Raw genomic sequence first — 580 nt, 5'->3', positions numbered from 1 at the left:
AAAAGTGAGCAGAAGCAGTTGAACACCTGGGTCAGTTTTCAGTCGGCAGAACAGCCTCTACTGGGTCAGTTTTCGGTCAGCGACAACAGGCCTTTACGCTGCTGAGGAAATGCTCGACCAAATGCTCGGCGACCTGCTCCATACGGTCACCGGCCTGACGCCAGCGGCGCAGCAGCTCACGCTTTAACTCGTGCTGGCGAACTTCACTCTGGTCGGCGAACTGCTTTTTGAACGCGGCATCCAGATCAGCATTAGCCGAAAGCGCCACCCAGGCATCCTGGTATTTGATCGGCAGGGTTGCGCCATCCGCTACCGCTTCATGCAGGCGATATTCGTCGATGTACTCGCCACCGCCAAACTCTCCCAGCGTGTGTTTGTCCTCTTGCAGCAACGGTGTGCCGGTGAAGGCAATGAACTTCGCATTGGGCAAACTGGCGCGCATAAAAGCTGCGAGGAAGTCGTACTGGCTACGGTGAGCTTCATCGACCGCGGCGCAGTTAATCTGAGCCGAAAAAGGCGCTGATTGCGAGCACGGCTGTTTTTGATTGCAAGCCGCTACACATAGACCTTTGGCAGGTAC

The 580-nt window shown here is 56.0% G+C and carries 1 pseudogene; it reads right to left on the bottom strand.

Features of this window, described 5'->3' with window-relative positions:
* Positions 1-88 precede the first annotated feature (88 nt).
* Positions 89-487, bottom strand: a pseudogene (locus DW49_RS01000000128920) (type I restriction endonuclease subunit R); the annotation flags it as partial.
* Between the last annotated feature and the right edge of the window lie 93 nt (positions 488-580).

The sequence above is a fragment of the Pseudomonas avellanae BPIC 631 genome (genome assembly GCF_000444135.1).
GTDB lineage: Bacteria > Pseudomonadota > Gammaproteobacteria > Pseudomonadales > Pseudomonadaceae > Aquipseudomonas > Aquipseudomonas avellanae.
This window is presented reverse-complemented; position numbering and strand designations above follow the sequence as displayed.